The 21414-nt window shown below is 54.2% G+C and carries 22 protein-coding genes; 12 read left to right on the plus strand and 10 right to left on the minus strand.

Annotated features, from left to right (window positions below):
* Positions 1–387 precede the first annotated feature (387 nt).
* Complete coding sequence (ppgK, locus tag PL263_RS14590; RefSeq protein ID WP_278210032.1) at positions 388–1128, plus strand: polyphosphate--glucose phosphotransferase; 741 nt, start codon at positions 388–390, stop codon at positions 1126–1128.
* A gap of 164 nt (positions 1129–1292) precedes the next feature.
* Complete coding sequence (locus PL263_RS14595) at positions 1293–2672, plus strand: L-serine ammonia-lyase (protein ID WP_140913240.1); 1380 nt, start codon at positions 1293–1295, stop codon at positions 2670–2672.
* Positions 2673–2722: 50 nt separating this feature from the next.
* Here the strand turns inward: PL263_RS14595 and PL263_RS14600 are convergent, their stop codons facing one another.
* Positions 2723–3427: a phosphatase PAP2 family protein gene (locus tag PL263_RS14600; RefSeq protein ID WP_278210033.1), complete on the minus strand. Its 705-nt coding sequence runs from the start codon at positions 3425–3427 to the stop codon at positions 2723–2725.
* A gap of 429 nt (positions 3428–3856) precedes the next feature.
* Between PL263_RS14600 and PL263_RS14605 the strand changes: the two genes are divergently transcribed.
* From PL263_RS14605 to PL263_RS14620, 4 genes are all read left to right on the plus strand, one after another.
* Positions 3857–5113, plus strand: coding sequence for a pectin acetylesterase-family hydrolase (locus tag PL263_RS14605; RefSeq protein WP_278210034.1), 1257 nt, complete (start codon positions 3857–3859; stop codon positions 5111–5113).
* Between the two features lie 708 nt (positions 5114–5821).
* Positions 5822–6166: a hypothetical protein gene (locus PL263_RS14610; RefSeq protein ID WP_278210035.1), complete on the plus strand. Its 345-nt coding sequence runs from the start codon at positions 5822–5824 to the stop codon at positions 6164–6166.
* A gap of 30 nt (positions 6167–6196) precedes the next feature.
* Positions 6197–7546: a DNA recombination protein RmuC gene (locus PL263_RS14615; RefSeq protein ID WP_278210036.1), complete on the plus strand. Its 1350-nt coding sequence runs from the start codon at positions 6197–6199 to the stop codon at positions 7544–7546.
* On the plus strand, positions 7543–8997 hold the full coding sequence (locus PL263_RS14620) for a DUF3375 domain-containing protein (protein WP_278210037.1): 1455 nt from the start codon (positions 7543–7545) through the stop codon (positions 8995–8997). Before PL263_RS14615 ends, PL263_RS14620 begins: the two co-directional genes overlap by 4 nt.
* Positions 8998–9010: 13 nt before the next feature.
* Here the strand turns inward: PL263_RS14620 and PL263_RS14625 are convergent, their stop codons facing one another.
* Positions 9011–9340, minus strand: coding sequence for a nucleotidyltransferase domain-containing protein (locus tag PL263_RS14625; protein ID WP_278210038.1), 330 nt, complete (start codon positions 9338–9340; stop codon positions 9011–9013).
* Positions 9327–9737: a nucleotidyltransferase substrate binding protein gene (locus PL263_RS14630; protein WP_278210039.1), complete on the minus strand. Its 411-nt coding sequence runs from the start codon at positions 9735–9737 to the stop codon at positions 9327–9329. Before PL263_RS14630 ends, PL263_RS14625 begins: the two co-directional genes overlap by 14 nt.
* A 269-nt stretch (positions 9738–10006) precedes the next feature.
* Between PL263_RS14630 and PL263_RS14635 the strand changes: the two genes are divergently transcribed.
* Together PL263_RS14635 and PL263_RS14640 are read left to right on the plus strand one after the other, a co-directional pair.
* Positions 10007–10213, plus strand: coding sequence for a type II toxin-antitoxin system HigB family toxin (locus PL263_RS14635; RefSeq protein WP_278210040.1), 207 nt, complete (start codon positions 10007–10009; stop codon positions 10211–10213).
* Positions 10210–10638, plus strand: coding sequence for a helix-turn-helix domain-containing protein (locus PL263_RS14640; RefSeq protein WP_278210041.1), 429 nt, complete (start codon positions 10210–10212; stop codon positions 10636–10638). The genes PL263_RS14635 and PL263_RS14640 overlap by 4 nt, the downstream gene beginning before the upstream one ends.
* Positions 10639–10787: 149 nt before the next feature.
* On the opposite strand, the gene PL263_RS14645 is transcribed toward PL263_RS14640, so the two are convergent.
* From PL263_RS14645 to PL263_RS14655, 3 genes are read right to left on the minus strand one after another with little or no spacing between them, the layout of a single operon-like run.
* Entirely contained in the window at positions 10788–11402 is a 615-nt protein-coding gene (locus PL263_RS14645; protein WP_278210042.1) for a hypothetical protein, read from the minus strand.
* On the minus strand, positions 11395–11889 hold the full coding sequence (locus PL263_RS14650; protein WP_278210043.1) for a DUF488 domain-containing protein: 495 nt from the start codon (positions 11887–11889) through the stop codon (positions 11395–11397). The genes PL263_RS14645 and PL263_RS14650 overlap by 8 nt, the downstream gene beginning before the upstream one ends.
* A complete protein-coding gene (locus tag PL263_RS14655) occupies positions 11886–12443 on the minus strand; it encodes a DUF488 domain-containing protein (protein ID WP_278210044.1) in 558 nt (185 codons plus the stop codon). Before PL263_RS14655 ends, PL263_RS14650 begins: the two co-directional genes overlap by 4 nt.
* A 716-nt stretch (positions 12444–13159) precedes the next feature.
* On the opposite strand from PL263_RS14655, the gene PL263_RS14660 reads away from it, so the two are divergent.
* On the plus strand, positions 13160–14173 hold the full coding sequence (locus PL263_RS14660) for an IS110 family transposase (protein WP_278209869.1): 1014 nt from the start codon (positions 13160–13162) through the stop codon (positions 14171–14173).
* Positions 14174–14684: 511 nt separating this feature from the next.
* Here the strand turns inward: PL263_RS14660 and PL263_RS14665 are convergent.
* From PL263_RS14665 to PL263_RS14680, 4 genes are all read right to left on the minus strand, one after another.
* A complete protein-coding gene (locus tag PL263_RS14665; protein ID WP_278210045.1) occupies positions 14685–15017 on the minus strand; it encodes a type II toxin-antitoxin system RelE/ParE family toxin in 333 nt (110 codons plus the stop codon).
* Complete coding sequence (locus PL263_RS14670; RefSeq protein ID WP_140913249.1) at positions 15017–15292, minus strand: type II toxin-antitoxin system Phd/YefM family antitoxin; 276 nt, start codon at positions 15290–15292, stop codon at positions 15017–15019. The genes PL263_RS14665 and PL263_RS14670 overlap by 1 nt, the downstream gene beginning before the upstream one ends.
* Before the next feature lie 121 nt (positions 15293–15413).
* Entirely contained in the window at positions 15414–15683 is a 270-nt protein-coding gene (locus tag PL263_RS14675; RefSeq protein WP_347568952.1) for a HepT-like ribonuclease domain-containing protein, read from the minus strand.
* Positions 15684–15780: 97 nt separating this feature from the next.
* The gene (locus tag PL263_RS14680) at positions 15781–16071 is read right to left on the minus strand and encodes a nucleotidyltransferase family protein (RefSeq protein WP_278210046.1); all 291 of its coding nucleotides are present in this window, start codon (positions 16069–16071) and stop codon (positions 15781–15783) included.
* A gap of 150 nt (positions 16072–16221) precedes the next feature.
* Between PL263_RS14680 and PL263_RS14685 the strand changes: the two genes are divergently transcribed.
* Genes PL263_RS14685 through PL263_RS14695 form a run of 3 tightly spaced genes read left to right on the plus strand, consistent with a single transcriptional unit; the run spans position 16222 to position 21406 of the window.
* Entirely contained in the window at positions 16222–16845 is a 624-nt protein-coding gene (locus PL263_RS14685; RefSeq protein ID WP_278210047.1) for a DUF4194 domain-containing protein, read from the plus strand.
* Positions 16845–20216, plus strand: coding sequence for an ATP-binding protein (locus PL263_RS14690; RefSeq protein WP_278210048.1), 3372 nt, complete (start codon positions 16845–16847; stop codon positions 20214–20216). The genes PL263_RS14685 and PL263_RS14690 overlap by 1 nt, the downstream gene beginning before the upstream one ends.
* On the plus strand, positions 20213–21406 hold the full coding sequence (locus PL263_RS14695) for a Wadjet anti-phage system protein JetD domain-containing protein (RefSeq protein ID WP_278210049.1): 1194 nt from the start codon (positions 20213–20215) through the stop codon (positions 21404–21406). Before PL263_RS14690 ends, PL263_RS14695 begins: the two co-directional genes overlap by 4 nt.
* Positions 21407–21414 lie beyond the last annotated feature (8 nt).

The raw sequence follows: 21414 nt of genomic DNA on the forward strand, positions 1-21414 counted from the left end.
CGTAAATTTCCGCCGCTTCGCAGTTGGCTAGCCGGACCGACCTCCCAACAGCAAATCATAAATAACTTATTAAATCTTTTATTTTTGTTATTACTATTAGGCGGAAAAAATTTGTGTATAAGTCAATTTTTATAATATTTTTCATATAGATGTAGTCCATGTAACTCTGTACATCCTGCGCATTGACGCCTGTTGCAAGATTGTGGATAACACCCCAGGTGGGTTTTATCCGGATGTTATCCACAAGATTTAACAAATTTTGCCGACACGCTTATCAACAATGTTTATAAGTCCGATACGCTGATTTTGGCGCTTGAGCCGATAAACCCGTTGTAAGCCGGCCGATTGGCCTAAAATGGTAACGGCTCATTTTTTCAAGGAGAACTTATGCTGGTACTTGGCGTGGATATTGGCGGATCCGGGATCAAAGGTGCGATAGTCAACACCGAAACCGGAGAATTGGTGTCGGAACGGCATCGTATCGACACGCCGCAGCCGGCGACTCCGGAAGCGGTGGCGGCGGTGTTGGCGCAATTGGTGGTGCATTTTCACTGGAACGGACCGGTAGGCTGCGGGTTTCCGGCCGCGGTGCAACACGGCGTCGCCTTGACGGCCTCCAATATTTCCAAGGCGTTTATCCAAACCGATATCGACAAATTGTTTTCGGAAGCGACAACCTGCGCCTGTTTCAACGTCAACGACGCCGATGCCGCCGGCATTGCCGAAATGCGTTTCGGTCATGGCGTGGATCAAGCCGGCGTGGTGTTGCTGGTGACGGTAGGTACCGGTTTGGGGACCGCGTTGTTCACCGACGGTAAGTTATTGCCCAATACCGAGTTGGGCCATATCTTTTTGGAGAACGGCGTCAAAGCCGAACGTTATGCATCCGATGCGGCGCGCAAGATTGAGGATTTGGGTTGGAAAACCTGGGGTAAGCGTTTCAATACTTATTTAACGACGATGGAAAAGTTGTTCTGGCCCGACTTGATCATTCTGGGCGGCGGCGCCAGCAAAAAGCTCGATAAATTCCAGGACCAGCTCGCGCTCAACACACCGGTAAAACCGGCCGCATTTTTAAACCAGGCCGGCATCGTCGGTGCCGCACTGTTTGCCAAGTCGAAACTTTAATCCGGAGTAAGCCCAGCCGGCTTTGGCGTTGCGATTACTCGTCCGCTTTACCCGGTACGATGATTGCTTGGTTTTACGCCGGTTGGGGAAGCTTTTTACGGTCGGCGTGTCCTGGCAGCTAAGTTTCTCTAAATTTCCGCTCTATCCAACCGCAGGCGTTAACCATGGCAATCAGCGTTTTCGATATCTTTAAAATCGGGATAGGCCCTTCCAGCTCGCATACCGTTGGGCCGATGCGGGCCGCAATGGCCTTTGCCCGGAAATTGGAACAGCAAGGCCTAATCTCCGAAGTCCGCCGGATTCAGGTCGAACTTTACGGTTCCTTGGGTGCCACCGGTAAAGGCCATGGTACCGACAAGGCGGTGATGCTGGGTCTGGAAGGCGAAGCGCCGGACGCGGTCGATCCGGATTCGATACCGCAGCGGTTGGCGCAGATTCGCGAAACCGGTTCGGTGCGGTTGCTGGGCTTCCATCCGGTGGCGTTCAATGAAAAGTCCGATTTGCTGTTTCAACGTAAAGTGTTGCCCTACCATTCCAACGGCATGCGGCTGACCGTGTTCGATGCATCCGGCGCCGAATTGGTGCAGGCCGATTATTATTCGGTCGGCGGCGGCTTCGTCGTGACCGGACCGGAAGCGGCGATAGATCGCCTGAGCAACGACGATACCTGCCTGCCTTATCCGTTCAACACCGGCGATGGCTTGCTGAAATTGTGCGCGACCCATCGTAAATCGATCAGCGAATTGATGCTGAGCAACGAGAAGGCCTGGCTCAACGAATCTCAGATCCGCGAGCGGTTGCTGACGATCTGGCAGGTGATGCAAGCTTGTGTCGAACGCGGCTTACGCGAAGAAGGCATTCTGCCCGGCGGCATGAAAGTCAGACGCCGTGCCGCCAACCTGTATCGGCAACTGACCGGCGAAATTCCGCGGCAGACTCCGAGCATGCCGGTTGGGACGATGGAGTGGGTGAATTTGTTTGCACTGGCGGTCAGCGAAGAAAATGCGGCCGGCGGCCGCGTCGTCACCGCACCGACCAACGGAGCGGCCGGGATTATTCCGGCCGTACTGCATTATTACTGGAAATATTGCGACGGCGCCAACGAGGACGGCGTAATCCGCTTTTTATTGACCGCGGCGGCCATCGCGATTTTATACAAAGAAAACGCTTCCCTGTCCGGCGCGGAAGTCGGATGCCAGGGTGAGATCGGCGTGGCCTGTTCGATGGCGGCCGGCGCCTTGGCCGAGGTGTTGGGCGGGACGCCGGAGCAGGTCGAAAATGCCGCCGAGATCGGTATGGAACATAATCTGGGTTTGACTTGCGATCCGGTCGGCGGCTTGGTGCAAGTGCCTTGCATCGAGCGCAACGCGATGGGCTCGGTCAAAGCCATCAATGCGGCGCGGATTGCCTTGCGCGGCGACGGTAAACATTTCGTTTCGCTGGACAAAGTCATCAAGACCATGCGCGAAACCGGCGCCGATATGAAAACCAAATATAAGGAAACCTCGCGCGGCGGTTTGGCGGTGAATTTGATCGAATGTTAAAACGGCGTTCGGTCACCGTTCATAGTTCTATGCCGGATTAGCCCAGCGGTTTAACCGGTGGCGATTTTCGGTTCCAGCACCGTTACCGGTTCGTCGCGCAGATACCAACCGTAATACAAGGCGTAAGCCACCAAAAACACCAGATACCCGGACCAGAGTATGTCGGACAAGTAATGGCCGCCGGCGGTCATCCGGGTAAAACCCATGGTCCAGGCCAAACCCAAGGTCAGGATTAAATACAACGTTTTGTAGTTTTGTGCCAAAAAATACAGCGCAAAAAAAGCGTATCCCACCGAGCAATGTCCGCACACGAAGGATTTGTCCGGGCTATGGCCTAATTTTGCCGGCGGCACGTAAGCGTATTCGCCGCCGAATTCCTTGGTATGCACCGGCCGCGGCCGGCCCCAGTGATCTTTGACGATCAGATTGACGACCAACCCCGGACCTATCGCGATCACCAGCAAGATGTACAAGGCCTGACGCCGAAAACTGCGGAAGTCGTCGTACAGATGGCTCAGCAGGTACGTCAGAAGTGCAAACCCGCCGGCAGTGATGGTGAATGGAAAAGCGTAATCGTAAAGAAGTCGCCAGAACCACCAATCCTGTTTCGGCCAAACCCCGCCAGCATTACCGGGGTAAAAAAACAAACCGGCCGCCCAACGGTCCAAATTGGTGAACCAAAACAATGAGGTTGTGGCCGCGGCCAGCACGGCCAGACCGATTAATTCATAGTAGTGACGCTTAGACGTTTCCATTCATCATCCTGGTTATTGTGGCGACTCCATTACAGTTAAGCCAGAAATGCGCCAAAAAGGTATACCAGACCTAAGCTATTGAAAAACAACGGTCAGAAATCGGGTCGGCGGTTTTTTAATTGGTTTTTACCTGTACATCTAGGTTTAATTCAACCAATCGATCGGCCGATTTGCACCAGTTTCGTGCGTTACACACCGACGATCGGGCACAGTCTAAATGACGATCCGATCGTTATTTTTTAATTCCAAACTGTCCCTAAAAAGCGCGCAGTTTGGCAGCGGGCAAGTGTTAGCGCTCGTAACCACTTTCGTTTCATGTTGATTCATTCCTGTACTTGCCGGCAGCGGACTACACTTGTGAGTCAACCCGACGCCGGAAAGGCCGAAAGGTGAATGTCCAGTGACTTTAAAAGAATAAAGGAAGAAACCATGAAACCATTTCTATTGAATGCGGTACTTGCCGGTTTGTTGGGGTCTGCCGTTGCAGCGCAAGCTGCCGACGTCTGGCAAAAAGTTGAAGTAACTCCGGGACAATATTCGGTGAAAGTCGGCGATACGCAAAAACTGGTGATGCCCAGTTGCGCATTCGGCCAACCCTATTCGTTTTACGTAAAACCGGGTAAGGCCGACAAAGTCTTGTTGTATATGAATGGCGGCGGCGCTTGCTGGAATTACCAGACATGTAACATTGTGCCGGGCCAACAGGCCAGCTATGTGCCGTCGGCCGATGTGGCCAATGATCCGAAGCAAATGGCCGGTTTGCTGGACGCCGAAGATCCGGAGAACCCGTATAAAAATTGGACCATGGTGTTTGTGTCTTATTGTACTGGCGACGTATTTTTAGGTTCCAAGGATACGGTTTACCAAAATCCGTTTAATCCCGATCCGACCGATGCGTTAGCCATTAAACACCGCGGCTTCGACAACTTTCTTTACGTACTGGATTACTTTAAACGTGAGCGGAAAAACAAATTCAGTCCGTTGAATGCCGGCGGCGTAGACATCGATAAAATCCTGGTCGCCGGTTCCAGTGCCGGTTCCTACGGCGCTGCATTGAACTATCCCTGGGTCCAAAAAATGTTGGGCAAGGACGCCAAAGTTTCGTTGCTCGGCGACGGCGGCATGGGAGTGATTACCGACGGCTTTTTGGCTTCCGGCGTATTCGGCCCCAGTTCGGGTTGGAACATCGATACCAATCTGCATCCGATATTCAAAACCTTGCCGGCTGCTCCGGCTGCCGATTTCCTGCCGAAAGTTTACAGAACCCTGGCAGCGCAATATCCGAAGGAACGATTTGCTCAATACACTACGGCTTACGATGTGGTGCAAAAATTATTCTTGAACATCATGGAACAAAGCGACGGCGTGCCGGCCGACCAAGTCTCCGGTTTCGGGAGTTGGAGTTTTAGAATGAACACAATTGCCGCCGGTTTAAAAACGGCCTTGCCGAAAAACTACCGGGCTTACATCGATCCGGGGTGCAATCACACGATATTCCGGTTCGACGAATTTTATACATCGGCCTTGAACGGCATCCGGTTCTTGGATTGGGCCAAGGCGATAGTCACCAACGATGCCGCCGATTGGCAAAATCTGAGTTGTACGCCCGGTGTCGATTGCGGCGAGCAGAATTTAACCCAGGCCGGGGTATTGACCTGTTTGGCTAGAAGTTTCGGCACTCCGTGATGGCCGATTCATCGATTCTCTAGTTGTCAGGCTTGAACTTGCGGCGACGATGGTCTGAAAGTCATTGGTTGCTCGCCGCTTAAACCAGTGTTGCAGCATCGGTGGCGGCTTTCTCATGACGCCACCGATGAAAACCGCCCGGTGTAACTTTTTTACCTTCTTTCGAGTAAAGTAATCCGCAAAGCTAAGCACCAACCGCAGATGCGACTTCGGTTGCGTTCGCAGTTTAGCGACAGCTGCCGGCATTTATCTTTCCAATCCGATCAGAGCGTAACGATGAACACACTGCAATCTCAAGGCGGACGGCGTTTTGTTGCTTCGCTGAAAACAAGGCTAAGTTGGGCGTCAGCGCCGATTCTTGAACCGGCGCTATTTATCTTCGGTTTTCGGTGTGGGCCGAGGCTGTCGAAACCCGCAGCGGAATACTCTTCGATTAACTCGAAGCGAACGGCATTTAACGGCCGGTTAAATAAGGGCGGCGGCTCGTTAGCGGCTACCAGATCTGCGATTTTCGGCCTGGTTTGCCTCGCCGCTGCCTTTCCGCTTACCGGCCGCGCCGAATTTATCACTCACCCGCTCGACCAGGCACCACCAGCGCAGCCGGCCGAAACCTCGGCAACGCCTTCATCTCAAACCCCGCCGCCGGTTCAACCCAGCCAGACCGATATGCAGGCACAGTTCGGCTCAAAGAAATTGGGCACTTGCAGCATGACCTACAAGTTGGAGGGATTTTCTCTGGCGTATAAGCAATACGACGGCAGCGGCGAAATAAGCTGCCGTAACGGCGAAAAGGCAAAAGTCTCGCTGTCGTCGAAAAGCATCGGTTTTACCATCGGCTATTCCAAGATCGAAGGCGAAGGCTATTTCACCGACGTCAAATACCTCAGCGAAATATACGGCGACTACATTTCGTTGGGTAATCACTTCGGTTTTAAGAACTCCATCGATCGGCAAGTGCTAACCCGTGGCGAGATATCGTTGGTGTTGATCGGTAAAGGTCAAGGTTTCGATATCGGTTTTACCATTGGCGATTTGTCGATCAAACCGAAATAAATTGCAAATTTACTTAAGAGACTCTCGTTGATGGAAACAGGGAATGGGTTAGTGTTGGCCGCGTCGCTGCTGGGGGCGTTGGTGGGTTACGCGCTGTGCGCGTGGCGAGCCGGCAAACGGCAGCGGAATTGGTTTAACCAAATTGAGCAGCAGCAACAGCAGATACAGCAGCAAGCAGTAAAACTGGCGGTGGCCGAAGAACGCCTCGTCTTGTTAGCTCAACGCGAGTCGGATGTGCAAGAGTTGCAGCAACAATTACTGGTTTTGAAAACCGAAAACGCCGAACTCAATACCCGCCAGCAGGAACAACACAAACACAACGAAGAAAAAATCCGCTTGCTGCAGGACGCGGAAAATCAACTTAAAACCCAGTTCGAAAATCTGGCGCATCGAATCTTCGAGGAACGCGGCAAGCAATTCGTCGAGCATAACAAGACCAGTATCGAAACCCTGGTGGCGCCGCTGAAGCAGCAGCTCGGCGAGTTCAAACAGCGGGTGGAAAGCGTTTACGACAACGAAACCAAGGATCGCATCAGCCTGCGCGAGGAAATCGTTTCATTGCGCCGCGATACCCAGAAAATGAACCAGGAAGCGTTGAATCTGACCCGCGCGTTAAAAGGCGACCACAAGGCTCAAGGTAATTGGGGCGAGATGATTCTGGAAAAGGTGCTGGAGCAATCCGGCCTGCGCAAGGGTATCGAATACGAAACTCAGGGCGCGTTCCGCGACGAGGACAACCGGTTGTTCAAACCCGACGTGATCGTGCGCCTGCCGGATAACAAGGACGTGGTGATCGATTCCAAGGTGTCGTTAAATGCTTACGAGCGCTACTGCTCCAGCGACGACGATGCCGAACGCACCGAAGCCCTGAAGCAACACGTCGAAGCGGTGCGCGCCCACATCAAAGGCCTCAGCGGTAAGGATTATTCCAGCCTGAAAGGCCTGCGTTCGCTGGACTTCGTGCTGCTGTTCATGCCGATCGAAGCCGCCTTTATGGCCGCGTTTCAAGGCGACGAAAAACTGTTCAACGACGCCTTCGAACATAAAATCGTCGTCGTTACGCCAACCACGCTATTGGCAACTTTGCGCACGATTCAAAACATCTGGCGCTACGAACAACAAAACGAGAACGCCCGGCTGATCGCCGACAAGGCCGGCGCGCTGTACGACAAAATCCGCGGCTTCGTCGAAGACATCGAAAAACTCGGCAACCAACTCAGCACCGTGCAAAAAACCTACGACGGCATCGTCAACAAACTCAGCAGCGGCCAGGGCAATCTGTTGCGCCAAGCCGGCGCGCTCGAAGAACTGGGGGTGAAAGTCAAAAAGAAACTGCCCAAGAGCCTGACCGAACAAATGGACGCCGGTGACGACGCATGAGTTTGGACTACGCCACGCTGGAGCTGCTGAAACAAAACCATCCGGCCTGGCGGTTATTGCGCTCCGACCATGCCCCGCTGATCGCCGGCTTTCTGCACCGGGCCTTTGTCGCCCCCAACCAGCGTCTGATCGGTCAGGCCGATCTGGCCGAAGCGCTGGAAGACGAGCTGTTTGCGTTACGCGAACGGCTGGGCAACGACACTTTCCCCAAGCCCGCACTGGACTACCTGAACGATTGGGCCGGCAACGACAAGGCTTGGTTGCGCAAGTTTTACCGGCAAGGTTCCGACGAGCCGTTTTTCGACCTGACGCCGGCCACCGAAAAAGCCATCGCCTGGCTGGGCAGCCTGACTGAACGCGCCTTCGTCGGCACCGAATCGCGGTTGTTGACCTTGTTCGAGTTGCTCAAACAAATCAGCGAAGGCAGCGAAACCGACCCGGAAACTCGCATCGCCGAACTGGAAAAACGCCGCGCCGAACTGGACGCCGAAATCGCCCGTATCCGCGCCGGCGATCTGGCCCTGCTGGACGACACCGCGTTGAAGGACCGCTTCCAGCAATTCACGGCACTGGCCAGGGAACTGCTCGGCGACTTTCGCGAAGTCGAACATAATTTTCGCGGCCTGGACCGGCGGGTGCGCGAGCGCATCGCCTTATGGGAAGGCGGCAAGGGCGAATTGCTGCAAGACATCATGGGCGAGCGCGACGCCATCGCCGACTCGGATCAGGGTCGCAGCTTTCGCGCCTTCTGGGATTTTCTGATGTCCAGCCGCCGCCAGGAGGAACTGTCGAGCCTGTTGGAAAAGGTTCTGGCCCTGCAACCGGTCGCCGAACTAAGGCCCGACGCCCGTTTGCGCCGGGTGCATTACGACTGGCTGGAAGCCGGCGAACACACCCAGCGCACCGTCGCCGAACTCAGTCGGCAACTGCGCCGTTTTCTCGACGACCAGGCTTGGTTGGAAAATCGCCGCATCGTGGAAATCCTGCACGGCATCGAAGCCAAGGCCCTGGCCTTGCGCGACAACCAGCCGCCCGGCGAAGTCATGGCGATCGCCGAAGCCGCCGCCGACATCGAGCTGCCGATGGAGCGCCCGCTGCATACGCCCGCCGTCAAACCGCGCATCGAAAGCATCGTCCCGCAAACCGGCGACGAAGAGCTGGACGCAGCCGCGCTGTTCTCGCAAATCGTCATTGACAAAGCCCAACTGGCCCGCCACATCCGCCACGCCCTGCAAGACAAAGCGCAAATCACCTTGGCCGAACTCTGCCGCGCCCGCCCGCTGCAACACGGCCTGGCGGAACTGGTGGCCTACCTGCAACTGGGCGGCGACAGCTTCAAAACCACGGTCGATGAAGCCGCCGAAGACGTGATCGTCTGGCAAACGCTGGACGGCGAAGGGCGGGAATTGAGCCGGCAAGCGCGGTTGCCGAGGGTGATTTTTGTTAGGTAAGCAAACCAGTTAGTCAGGACGAATAGAATTCTTGCCCGACGCGCCGAATATGCTCGCGCAAATCAGCGTTATCAATCTGCGCGTAAAGCGATAAATCCAGCGTGTAAGGCAGCAACAAATCGTCGATTTCCGTTTCGATCCGGCAGAGGTCGGCATAAGTCAAGCTTTCGCCGAGTAGCGTCAAATCGATGTCGGAACCAGGGCGATAGTTACCCTTGGCCCGCGAACCGTACAAAACCGCGCGTTCAACCTGTGGATGTTTGGCAAATACGCATTGAATCGCGCTGATGATGTGCGGCTTTAAACCAAACCGGTCACTGATTTCAGAGTTAAGCGGCGTCATCCGGTAAAGTTTTCAGTTTTTGTTGCAACTGGACGAACAAGCCGAAAAAGCGTTGCTTGATATTCCCGGCAATGGATTGAGCGGTTTCCTGGTTATACGTATGGCTGGTGCGATTCCGGTCGCGAATCATATCCATCCAGCTGTCGCCGTCTTCGATCAAACCCAGCTTGAATGCCAGGCGCGTGGCATCCCTCGAGCCGTGTATGTCCTGATGCCCCTTTTCCAGCAAATAATCGCGCAACACGTTCCAAGCCAATTCATGGGTATATTCGAAGGCCTGGATCAAGCCTTGTTCTTCCAGCTCGTTGAGTTCGCCCTTGTCGATGAACTTGGTCAACTGCGCCAAAGCGTTTTGATAATTGGCAAAGCGCTGTTTCCAGCGGATGTCTTGGTGCATGATTGGTTTCTGAAGGCGTGTCGTTTAAAGAAACTCAGCTTAACGCGCGACGGTTTTTCATGACAAGCTAATCCTCTCGATTGTCCGGTGATTTTCGTTCAAATCGTCTGGAAATTACTCCGTCAGCATGCCTTAAACGCCAACGCCTTGAGTAGAATACCGTATTGGTATATTCTGCCGCCATGCACGTTATCGCAAAGCCTACGCTTATTGAATTTTGGTCGAAATATCCAGTTGCGGAAAAGCCATTACAGGCATGGTATCGGATCATGGAAAGCGAAGTCTTTACCGACTTCAATCACTTAAAGACGACCTTTGCGAGTGCCGATTATGTAGACGGTTTGACCGTTTTCGATATTGGTGGCAATCAGTTTCGATTGATTGCGGCCATCCATTACAACCGCCGCAAAGTCTATGTTCGCGATGTTTTAACCCATGCCGAGTATGACCGTAATGCTTGGAAGAGGAGAGGATGATGAAATACGCAACTAAATCAGTGCCAGCACCTAACGCCATTTTGCAAGCATGGCTACCTTTCAAAGAGCTGGTCGGCGTGACCCGTGTTCATAGCGAACAAGACTACGCCCAGGCGTGCGCCACCATCGAAGTCTTGCTTGACGAAATTCGGGATGCTGAAGACCATCCGCTGGCTGACGTGCTTGATTACTTGTCTGATCAGGTTAAGGCCTATGAAGATGAAAACTTTGTCATTCCAGAGGCCGAGCCCAAAGAAGTGCTGAGATTCCTGTTGGAGCAACACGGCTTAAAACAAGACCACTTAAGCGATATTGCACCACAAGGCCGGATATCCGACATCTTGGCCGGGAAGCGATCAATCAGTAAAGACATTGCCAAAAGACTAGCCAAACGCTTTCATGTGCATGCCGATGTGTTTTTGTGATGAACGAGTGCGCGTAGGCCGTTAGCGGCAAGTTATCGAAGGTATCGGCGAGAAGAATGACGCGAGCTAGCGGTGCACGATGTTCGCCGCAACGGCCGCGAACGATGCGCCTAACGGCAGCATCCTATAGCGCACCTTATCGCGTTTGATTAATACCATCCTGAAAGCTGTAAGTAACATGCTTGCGAAACCGCTTCTGGAGGAGTCCACCAGCGGGCAAGAGACATGCGTACTAAGGTGCCTGCTGGGATAACATCGACTGGCGGCTCTGTTCCAGCGTACGAAAAACAAGCATCATAGTCGAAGTTATAGTAGCGATATTTGTGCTTTTCAAATGCTTGGAAATGAAGTAGATCAATATCCGATCTCCAAAAGCAAACGCTATGGTTTGGCACGTTTTGGGAATCAATGTAGGCGGCGTGACCGGTTGGCGTATGCAATGCTCCGTCGAAAAGTTTATCTATGCTTCCGTTGTATACATTGCAATTCTGCAATATGAAATTTTGTAAATCCGTACTTGCTAAAGTCGAGTAAAAAGTGCCACTTTGAACCAAAACGTCTTCAATGTGCGGGGCTGTAACCGTACTTCTAGGTAAATAATTTATATCCCAAATTTCCCCAACTCGATATGGAGCTGAGCCAAGTTGATTGCTTCCGTTTGACGTTAGAAGGCGTACACTTTCTTTACTGTCGATGTCGAAACCACCAATACATACGTTTCCTCCCTTCATTCTTGTGCGCGAAACAATCAAAACGCTAGGCATTCAATGCTCCTATGTGAGTTATGGGGATTTTTAAAGCGGCAGACAGCCAATCCGCAACAAGGACTCGATGACAAGCCTTTGGTGCGCCTTCCACGCAAAAAAAGCAAATGCGTGAATATGGTTCTAATTTCTTTTGTAATGCGAGCTCTGAGTTTTTACTTAGAATTTCCGCATTGTACAGCGATATAAAACATTCAGACAGAGTGGACCGCTGTCTTTTTGTCGTGTTAGACGTAGCATCCGACGACTTTTGAGCATGACGAATCTCTGTTGTGGGGGCTAGTTCTTTCATGTGAACATAAGCTATGTTCCGATTACGCAATTCGGCCTGAAGTGCAGTGGCATTTAAAAAAGCGTATTTTTTTCCGCGCATTCCGCGACGTTGCCGTATATCGACCAAAACATCAATATTATTTTGGTTTAACTGGTCGAAAAAACTATCCCAAGTGTACCCGTAACCACCGATTGTGAAAATGTGTTCGATCATTTTGCAGCTTTAGCATATGAACCGCGTGAACGCGAAATAATCTGAGTCGACCCGAATATGTCATCTTGCCCCCCAGTCAAACGAGCAATCACCTCTTCCTGGTTTACATTTTTACCACTTTCGTCGATATGGACAATTTCGACACCGCGTTCTTTGAGTTCAGTGCCAATTAGTTTGCTTCGGTGACAATCTTGAGGCCGCAGTTCACTACACATGATAAAGGAAACTAACTTTTTATTATTGGCTGTAATTAGCCTCGAAATTCCGACTTGAAATTCGCGCGTTTCGGATAATTTGATGTAATCGATTTTACCGTCCGAATCAAAATATTCGTCCGAAGAAGGCTTACCTCCCAGAGTATCACCCATGAAAACATAACGAATGCCGGCCTCTTTACAAAGCTTAAGCAACGACTCACGGCTAAATGATTGGTTGAACTTCGAATAAGGGCTACTACGGACATCAATAAGAAATTCGCAGTTCTTTGCTACCAATAGATTAAGAAAAGACTGCCATGATCGATTGCCGTAACCTATGCTGTATAAAGCGGTCATTGTCTCTCTCTAGGCTTTAACTAAATACTAAAATAAAAGCCGTAGAATTTACGGACAATGTCAAAGAAGCATTGGATCGAGCACAGATGTACTGTGCCCCTCCAGCGCCAACGAAAACCGACAGTACAACAACCCAACTTGTTAAGAGTTTTAAGTTGACTTTCTTCATAGTTACCTCCTTGGTTTGAAGTGCTATGGGTACATTGTGGTGTTCATTGTTAGAGGGAATTCCACCCAACATTCGGACGGTCTTTTCAGTCATACGAATACTTTGATATTCAAGGCTGATCGAACTCTCGGTCTTCTCGCTCCAATGCTTCCTTAATAAATTGCAGTCCCAAAGTCTACTCTTTCAATAAGAGTCTGTAAATTTTCCTCGTCCTTCGCGATCGTTGCACCCGCAAAGCTCGACACAAGCTATTTTTGGCAGCGCACGTTATCGCATTTTTCCCGGATTGCTACTGATCTGCGGCGAACTCGCCAGAGCTCGTAGCTCCGATTAGCGAAAGCGTAATCGGAGGAATGAATTCGTAACATTCGTGCGATTACGCTTCGCTAATCGCACCTACACAAACTGCCGGTTCAATATATCCGGTTATGAGTTGCAGTTTGCTGAAGCTGTTGTAGGGCCGTAGGATGATGGCATGGACTCCTCCCCACCCCACGCCGTGTCATACTGCGCCAGAGAATTTAAACGGAGCGACGAGGAGTGCGAAATGAATAGTAACGTGGTGGGTCTGGATACGGCAAAAAGCATTTTTCATCTGTACAGCCAGGCGGCGAACGACAGGCCGGTGAAAAAGAAACTGAGACGGGCAGAGATGCTGAGCTATTTCGCCAACTTGCCGGTTAGTCTGATTGGCCTAGAAGCTTGTGGCGGCGCTCACTACTGGGCGCGGGAGCTGACCAAACTCGGTCATGAAGTCGTGCTGCTGAATGCCAAGTTTGTGAAGGCTTTTGTAGTCGGCAACAAGAACGACTTTAACGATGCCGAAGCCATTTTCACGGCGGTCACCCGGCCCAACAAACGTAAGGTAGCGGTGAAAGACGATGCTCAACAAGATATGCAGATGCTTCACCGCTTGCGCCAAGAACGGGTAGCCGAGCGCACGGCGCTGGCCAACCAGATGCGCGGTTTTCTGGCCGAGCGCGGCATCGTGCTGGCAACAGGCCTTAACAGCGTGCGCAAAGCCTTACCGCTGATTCTGGAAGACGCCGACAATGCACTGACGTCCACGGGCCGCGAATTGTTTGCCGAACAGTATCAGCGTCTGGTAGCCATCGACGCTGACATTAAGGCCCACGAGCAACGTATCAGCCGCTTATGCGAGCAAAATGCGCTGAGTAAACGATTTCGGGACGTGCCGGGTGTTGGGCCGATCACCGCCACCATCCTGGCTTCGGACATTGGCGACGGCAAGGGCTATACCCGAGCACGTGATTACGCCGCCAGTCTGGGCGTGGTGCCCAGACAACACAGTAGTGGCGACAAACAGGTATTACTGGGGATTAGCAAACGCGGCAACCGCTACTTGCGCACCTTGTTGATCCACGGTGCGCGATCAGTGCTAAAAGTGTGCAGCGGCAAGACCGATCCGCTGAGTCGCTGGCTGCAAGGTCTGATCGAACGACGAGGCTTCAACAAAGCCGCCGTGGCGCTGGCCAACAAGAATGCCCGGATACTCTGGGCGATGGCGACGCAGGGCAAAGCATACCGAGCGGGGGCATAACCACCGTTCGATGCCGGGTTATCCACCCTTTGCCCAACGCCTCCACGCGAGGGAAGGGCTCCGGCGTCGGGCAAAGCGTGGATAACCCTCAATCCGGTGTAGGGCAAGACAAACAGAGTTCAACAGATTGCGGAGGCAAGTAACTCAAAAGTGATGACATTCAACAGGTCAGACCGGTGCTTTTAAATCCCGTTCCGCGCATAGGTTCTTAAGAAACCGTTAGGATGATAGTGGAAAAAGCGCGCGGATAGATTCATCAGGGTCCGAAGGCCTATCAAGTACCTTCATCAAGAGACCGAATATATGGCTGCAATCTTGATCTCTGTTGGAAACATCAATTTTGATAACACTTGGCTTGCAATTGGGGAGGAGTCCATATATGCGGTAAACAACGTGCACCGCATCGTTCGCGATTGGTGCGGTTCGTAAACTCACCATACCCTACAAATAAATCAAAGTCTGCCTATACCATAAAGCGTCGGCCCCCATAAAGCTCTATGACTAACCGGCTTTATTCACCGAGCAACCGCCGCGCAAGCAAAGCCTGCATGTCCCGCCGTCCGTCGGCGATCAGATAAACATAGACTTGTCGGGCTATGATGCGATAGACGATGCGGTAGGGTTTGAAGAAGACTTGGCGGTATTCCTGTATCCCCAGCGCCGCAAGTTCTTTCGGGAAATTGCCGCGTTCCGGGAAACTCGCCAAGTCGTCCAGCGTTTGCAACAACTTGTCCAGGACGGCATCGGCATTGGCCGGCGTATCGAATTCGGCGATGTAGTCGTAAAGGCTTTCCAAATCCTGCTCGGCGCCGCGAGTCAGCAGCACTTGATAGGCAGCAGGCATCAGCGATTCGTCTTTTTCGCGCGCAGTCGGGCGGCGACTTCGGCCGCGGGTTTGGCGTTGCCGTCCGCAATGTCGCGGTTACCCAAGGCCAGAATTTTTAGCAGGGCCAGGGTTTCCTGGGTTTCTTCATAGGAGGCGACATCTTGCAACACCGCCTTGGCTTCGCCGTTTTGGGTAATGACCAAAGGTTCGCGGCATTCGGCCAGTTTTAATAACACTTCGGCGGCGTTGGCTTTCAGGTAACTGATGGGTTTGACTTGAGACGAGAAGCGCATGGAGGCACCGATGAATTTATAAAGGACTTAATATAGTCTTTTAATAGTCCGGCGACAAGTATCGAAATTGCTTAAGGAATGAATTCGTAACATTCGTGCGATTAGGCTTCGTTAATCGCACCTACACAAGCTGCCGGCGGTTATGAGTTACGGTTTTCTGAAGCTGCTGTAGCAAAGGCAGCAATTCGGGAATATCGGTTTGGATGATGCTCCATAGGGTATCGTTGTCGATGCCGAGATAACCATGAATCAATCGGTTGCGGGTGGCGATGATCATGCGCCAGGGTATTTGCGGATTGTTTTCGCGAATTTCGCCGGGAATATGGGTTGCGGCTTCGCCGATCAATTCCAGGTTGCGGACAGTGGCATCGTAGTTTAATCCGCTATCGATAAAGCGCTGCTGATCGAGGCCTTCGGTCTAAATGAGTACTTTTTCGGCAAACGTCAGCATATCGTCCTGATAAAAACGCCATTCGTGCGCGGCGGTTTCAGACATCGATGGCGTCCTTTTCGACGAATGGCCGCAATTCTGGGCGCAAGGCTTTATCGGTGACTAAATCCACCGGGCAACCCAACTGATCTTCCAGATAAAATTGCACTCCGAAATAACGGCTGGAGGTGGCGGGACCATCGAAGCCGACCAGAATGTCCACGTCGCTATTGTCCCCGGCTTCGTCGCGCGCTGTGGAGCCAAATAAAGCCAGTTGTGTGACGCCGAATCGTTGCGCGACAACGGGTTTCAGTTTTCTCAGTAGCTCTAAAGCATGGTTCCGTTTCATAAGGCTTTGTGGATTGAGTTCGTGAAATTCCGCTTTCAGTTAGAAATGGATAGTAGCATCGAAAGCCTAAAAGCAGATTGTCTCTTTTATCGAGGGTTTTACCCTAAAATACGCACAATTCAACGCCCGCTCGATCAAAACGACATAAGCATGGCCGAAACCGACCCCGAAATAGCTCTCCAATACGACTTGTCGACCGTTGTGATTCCCTTGCTGAAAGGCGTGATCTACCAGGAAACCGACGGCGGATTGTGGAGCGCGCTGCTGAATCTGCAGGCCAGGGTGCGGGATTACGTGGCGGTGTTGGGTTTGGAGTTGGTGTTGGACGAGGCTGAGGGCTATGCGTTTTTGCGTTCGCGCCAGCTGGAGGGTGTGGACGACGAGGCGGCGCCGAAGTTGCCGCGTTTGATCGCCCGCCGGCCCTTGTCGTTTCCGGTCAGTTTGTTGCTGGCCTTGTTGCGCAAACGTTTGGCCGAGTTCGACCGGGGCGGCGGCGAGACCCGGCTGGTGTTGTCGCGCGAGGACATCGTCGAATTGATCCGGGTGTTTTTGCCGCAACGCAGCAACGAAGCGCGGCTGATCGATCAGATCGAAACCCATATCAATAAGGTGGTCGAACTGGGATTTTTACGTAAACTCAAGACCGCTGCCAATCAATCCGCCAGTTACGAGGTCAGGCGCATTCTCAAGGCTTTCGTCGATGCGCAATGGTTGTCGGAGTTCGACGCGCGGCTGGCCGAATACCAAACCCAATTGACCGCTGGCGGGGAATAATGCAAAACGACCTGCAACTGTCGCTGGATTTCGTCGACGACGACACCCTGTCCGGCTTCCGCTTGCAACGGCTGGAAGTCTATAACTGGGGCACTTTCGACGGCCGGGTCTGGAGCTTGCAGCTCAATGGCCGCAACGCGCTGTTGACCGGCGACATCGGTTCCGGCAAATCGACCTTGGTCGATGCGGTGACGACGCTGCTGGTGCCGGCTCAACGCATCGCTTACAACAAGGCGGCCGGCGCGGACAGCAAGGAGCGCAGCCTGCGTTCCTACGTGCTGGGCCATTACAAATCCGAGCGCAACGAAGTCAGCGGCAGCGCCAAGCCGGTGGCCTTGCGCGGCGACAACAGTTATTCGGTGATCCTCGGCGTGTTTCACAACGCCGGCTACGACCAGACCGTGACGCTGGCGCAAGTGTTCTGGATTGCCGATCGTCAGGGCCAGCCGGCGCGGCTGTTCGTCGGGTCCGAGCGCGATTTGAGCATCGCCCGCGATTTTTCCGACTTCGGCAGCGACATAGGCCAATTGCGCAAGAAACTGCGCGGCCTGGGCGCCGAGTTGCACGACAGCTTTCCGCCTTACGGCGCCTGGTTCCGCCGCCGCTTCGGCATCGACAACGAGCAGGCGCTGGAATTGTTCCATCAAACCGTATCGATGAAATCGGTCGGCAATCTGACCGACTTCGTGCGCAGCCACATGCTGGAGCCGTCCGAGGTGGCGCCGCGCATCGCCGCGTTGATCAATCATTTCGACGACCTGAACCGCGCCCACGACGCGGTGCTGAAAGCCAAGCGCCAGATGAGTCTGTTGGCGCCGTTGGTGGCCGATTGCCAGCGTCACGGACAACTGCACGAACAAACCGAAACCCTGCGCGCCTGCCGCGAAGCCTTGCGTTCGTTTTTCGCCGGCTTGAAGCAAGGCTTGCTGGAAAAGCGCCTGGCAACATTGGATGAAGAACTTGCCCGGCAAAATGCCCAGCTCGACCGGCTGAGCGAGCGCAAGCGCCAGCAGCAAATGGCGGCGGGCGAACTGCAACGCCACATTGCCGCCAACGGCGGCGATCGCATCGCCCAACTGGGCTTGGAAATCGAGCGTCTGCAAGATGAAATGGCGCGTCGCCGCGATAAATCCGCCCGTTACGAAAAATTGCTGCAAACCTTGGACTTGCCGGCCCCGGAAGATGGCGACGGCTTCCTGGCGCAGCAAAAGCAATTTGCCGATGTGCGGGAACGCGCCAGCGCTCGCGAGGCGGATTTGCAGAACCAGGCCAGCGAAATCGGCGTGGCCTTTGCCGAAGGTCGCCGTGACCATCAAGACCTGCAAGCCGAATTGACCAGCCTGAAAGCCCGGCGCAGCAACATCGACGATGCCCAAATCAAAATGCGCGAGGCGCTGTGCCGGGCGTTGAATCTGGCCGAGGCCGAAATGCCGTTCGCCGGCGAGCTGATCCAGGTGCGCGACGAAGACAAGGATTGGGAAGGCGCCGCCGAACGCTTGCTGCGCAATTTCGGCTTGTCGTTGCTGGTGCCGGATGCGCATTATTCGGCGGTGGCCGACTGGGTGGACCGGACGCAGTTGCGGGGCCGGCTGGTGTACTTCCGGGTGCGGTCCGGCCAACGCGGCGATTTGCCGGATTTGCACCGCGATTCCTTGGTTCGCAAACTGGCGATCAAGCCCGACTCGGCGTTTTACGATTGGCTGGAGCGCGAAATCGCCCATCGTTTCGACGTCGCCTGCTGCGCCACCCAGGAGCAATTTCGCCGCGAGCAAAAGGCCGTCACCCGCGCCGGGCAAATCAAGGCGCCGGGCGAACGCCACGAAAAAGACGACCGCCACCGCCTGGACGACCGCAGCCGCTATGTGCTGGGCTGGAGCAATGCCGCCAAGATTGCCGCACTGGAAGCCAAGGCCAAGCTATTGGAAAGCCGTCTCGCCGATTTGGCCGGCAAATTGGCGCAGATCGACCAGGCGAGGCAAGCGGTCAAGGCGCAACTGGCGACCTTGGCCAGTTTGGGCGAGTACCGCGATTTCCGCGAGCTGGATTGGCGACCACTGGCCGGCGAGATTGCCCGGTTGGAACACGAAAAACGCGAGTTGGAAGCGGCGTCCGATCTGCTCAAACAACTGACCGAGCAGTTGGAGACGCTACAACAAGCGCTGGCCGATACCGAGCAGGCGTTAAACGGCAATATCAAGGAAACCGGCGCCACCGAACAACGTAAGCTGGCTGCCGAAGCGCTGCTGGCGGAAACCGGCGAGATTTTGCGCGAGGCCGGCGCGGAACATGCCGCACATTACCCGGCGCTCGACGCGATGCGCGGCGAAGTGTTGGGCGAGCGGCAACTGACGATAGAATCCTGCGACAACCGCGAACAGGATTTTCGCGGCTGGCTGCAAGCCAGGATCGACGCGGAAACCAAGAAACTCAACAACCTGCGCGACAAAATCATCGATGCGATGCGCGGCTATTGCGCGGCATTTCCGCTGGAAACCCAGGAAGTCGATGTCGGCATCGCTGCCGGCGGCGAATATCAAGCCATGTTAGAAAGCTTGCAAGCCGACGATCTGCCGCGCTTCGAGGCCCGTTTCAAGGAATTGCTCAACGAAAACACCATCCGCGAGGTCGCCAACTTCCAGTCGCAACTGGCCCGCGAGCGCGAGACCATCAAGGAGCGCATCGCCCGTATCAACGAATCTCTGACCCAGATCGACTACAACACCAACCGCTACATCGTGCTGGAAGCGCAGCCGACGCCGGATGCCGACGTGCGCGATTTTCAAAGCGAATTGCGCGCCTGCACCGAGGGCGCGTTGACCGGTTCCGACGACGAGCAATATTCGGAAAACAAGTTTCTGGAAGTCAAAAAAATCATCGAACGCTTTCGCGGCCGCGAAGGCCAAGCCGAGCAGGACCGGCGTTGGACCGGTAAAGTTACCGACGTGCGCAATTGGTTCAATTTCGGCGCCAGCGAGCGGTGGCGGGAAGACGGCAGCGAGCACGAACATTATTCCGACTCGGGCGGCAAGTCCGGCGGCCAAAAGGAAAAGCTGGCCTACACCATTCTGGCGGCCAGCTTGGCCTATCAATTCGGCCTGGAGTGGGGTGCGTTGCGCTCGCGTTCGTTCCGTTTCGTGGTGATCGACGAAGCCTTCGGCCGCGGTTCCGACGAATCGGCGCAATACGGCTTGCGACTGTTCGAGAATCTCAATTTGCAATTGCTGATCGTCACGCCGCTGCAGAAAATCCACATCATCGAACCTTACGTGGCGGCAGTCGGCTTTGTGCATAACGAAGCAGGCCGCGCCTCGAAACTGCGCAATCTCAGCATCGAACAATATCGGGCCGAACGCGCGGCGCGCGGCGGATGAGCCAGCCGGTCTGGACTTTGCCGGCCGAGCTGCGCTTAGAACTGGACAAGCGCTGGCAGCGCGGCCAAATTCTGGCGGAAAGTTTGGCGCCCAACGGTTTGTTTCCGTTGCGAATCGCGCTGAAGCAACCCAGTCCGGCGCAACTGGCCGCCGATTTTGGCGGGGTGCAGGCTTGGGTCGAAACCTGGCTGGCGGCGGATGCCCGGCATTTTTCGGTCGAATGGCGCGAGATCAATCATCGGCTGTCGGGACGGAATCGCTTGCCGGCGGCGGCGGTTTTCGATACGGCGGAGGATGCCGCGGCGTATTTGAAAAAATCCAGGGAGTTGGCGGTTTTTGCGCAATTGGCGACGACGCTGACTGGCGATTTCGCGGTGTTGCGTGGCTGGCTGTTGAAATACCCGCTACGGGCTCTGGAGCATGCGGGCGAATGGCAAAAACTGTTGAGCGTGGCCGGTTGGATGGTCGCGCATCCCCGGCCCGGCATTTATCTGCGCCAGATCAGCCTGCCCGGCATCGACAGTAAATTTATCGAAAGCCGCAAGAAATTGCTGGGCGAATGGCTGGATTTGCTGTTGCCGGAGTCGGCAATCGACGTCGCGCAAACCGGTGTTGCCGGTTTCGAAGCGCGTTACGGCTTTTTGGCGAAGCCGGCGACGATTCGCTTTCGGGTGTTGGATAGCCGACTTGCCATCGCCGGCTTGACCGACTTAAGCGTCACCGCCGATGAGTTTGCGGTTTTGAATTTGCCGGTAGTGCGGGTGTTCGTCACCGAAAACGACATTAACGGTCTGGCCTTTCCGGAAGTCGCGGATAGCATCGTCATTTTCGGCAGGGGGTACGGCTTCGACGCGTTGGCGAAAGCCGGGTGGTTGCGCGACAAACAAATCCATTATTGGGGCGATATCGACAGCCACGGCTTTGCGATTCTGAGCCAGTTTCGTCAATATTTTCCGCAAACCCGGTCACTGTTGATGGACCAAGCCACCTTGCTGGCTCACCGCGCCTCGTGGGTGACAGAAGCCGCGCCCGGCCGGGCCGATTTATCCGGTCTGACCGCCGAGGAAAGCGCGCTGTACGATGCACTGCGCGACAACCGTTACGGCCGAAATGTCAGGCTCGAGCAGGAGTACGTCGGTTTCGACCGTTTGCAGGCTTGGTTAGCCGGGTTGTGCGGCGGGGAAAAATAAAAGGGGGT

This window comes from Methylomonas sp. EFPC3 (assembly GCF_029643245.1).
GTDB classification, from domain to species: domain Bacteria; phylum Pseudomonadota; class Gammaproteobacteria; order Methylococcales; family Methylomonadaceae; genus Methylomonas; species Methylomonas koyamae_B.